The following is a 1690-nucleotide window of genomic DNA, read 5'->3' on the forward strand; positions in this document are numbered from 1 at the left end:
TCGGGCGGTGGCGGGCCGCTGCTCCGGTGCGGTCCCGGTCACGCGCAGCATCACCAGCAGGTCCGGCAACCGGTCGGGGGTGTCGCTCACCGGGTCGACGATCAGCTCGCCGTGCCGGTGCGTACCGCCGGAGTCCTGCCAGGTCACCGCCACGGTGTAGCGCGAGCGGCGGCGCAGCCGCAGGGCCTGCGCGATCCGGTCGACCTGTGCCGCGTCGCGCGGAGGGAACATCTCCAGCAGGGCGCGCCCCTTGAGACGGCCGGGCGTCGTGCCCCACTGGGCGGCGAGCGCGGCGTTGGCCAGCCGCACCGTGCCGTACGGATCACAGATCGCGACCGGCATCGGGATGCGGTCGAACAGCACCATCGCACGATTGCGCCACACCACCGCGTCCACCGGCGCACCCCTTCCCGTCGTGCAGGCACGGACGGCCCGCGCGCACAACCGCGGCGCGCCGTCGGTGCCTACACAATCATGTAGTGCACCGCCGCCGACCAGCGGGGGAGCGGGACCAGGCTGGAGGAGCCGCCCCCCACCGTGAAAGGCAGCCGCCCCACCATGCCGCACCCCACGCCGGTCCCGCCGGTCACCACCGACGCGCTCCCGCTCGTCGACATCTCCGCCACGGGCCCGGGCCCGGCCCCGATCCAGCAGATGATGAGCCTGATGCGGGAGCACGGGCCCGCGCTCGTGCGCCGGCTGCACGGCCGCGACGCGCTCTTCGTCGCCGACCTCGACCTCGTCACGGACCTGGCCGACGAGTCCCGGTTCGCCAAGCACATCGGGCCCGCGCTGGAGAACGTCCGGGCGTTCGCCGCCGACGGCCTCTTCACCGCCTACAACGAGGAGCCGAACTGGGCCCGCGCCCACGACATCCTCATGCCGGCCTTCGCGCTCGGTTCGATGCGCACCTACCACCCGGTGATGTACCGGGTCGCCCGCCGGCTCGTCGACGCCTGGGACCGCGCCGCGCACGACGGCCGACCGGTCGACGTGCCGGGCGACATGACCCGGATGACGCTCGACACCATCGGACTCGCCGGTTTCGGCTACGACTTCGGGTCGTTCGACGCGGACGAGCCGCACCCGTTCGTCGAGTCGATGGTCCGCTGCCTGGAGTGGAGCATGAAGCGCCTCGCGCGCACCCCGGGCGGCGACCACACCGCGGTCGACGACGCCTTCCGCGCCGACGCGGGATACCTCGCCCAGGTCGTCGACGAGGTCATCAGCGCCCGGGTCGAGGAGGGCACGTCGCAGGCCGACGACCTGCTCGGCCTGATGCTCACCGCCGAACACCCCCGCGACGGCTCCACCCTGGACACCGCCAACATCCGCAACCAGGTCATCACGTTCCTCATCGCCGGACACGAGACGACCTCCGGCGCGATGTCCTTCGCGCTCTACCACCTCGCCAAGAATCCGGCCGTCCTCGACCTCGTGTGCCGCGAGGTCGACGCCCTGTGGGGCGACACACCCGACCCCGCGCCCGACTTCGACGAGGTGGGGAAGCTCACCTACACCCGGCAGGTGCTCAACGAGGCGCTGCGGCTGTGGCCCACCGCCGCAGCGTTCAGCCGAGAGGCCCGAGAGGACACGCTGCTCGGTGGACGCGTCCCCGTGCGCGCCGGGCAGGGCATCACGGTGCTCGCGCCGATGCTGCACCGCCGCCCGGAGTGGGGCGACAACCCCA

General features: G+C 72.8%; 2 protein-coding genes. One reads left to right on the forward strand and one right to left on the reverse strand.

Going from position 1 to position 1690, the window contains the following annotated elements:
- Positions 1-366 (reverse strand): PAS domain-containing protein (locus tag GTW43_RS04775; protein WP_161300359.1); only part of this gene is annotated, 366 nt, incomplete at its 3' end.
- 192 nt (positions 367-558) lie between these two features.
- Here GTW43_RS04775 and GTW43_RS04780 point away from each other — a divergent pair.
- On the forward strand, positions 559-1690 hold a 1132-nt coding region (locus tag GTW43_RS04780; RefSeq protein ID WP_161300360.1), incomplete at its 3' end, for a cytochrome P450.

Origin of the sequence: Streptomyces sp. SID5785 (genome assembly GCF_009870065.1) — a bacterium.
Taxonomy (GTDB): Bacteria; Actinomycetota; Actinomycetes; order Streptomycetales; family Streptomycetaceae; genus Streptomyces.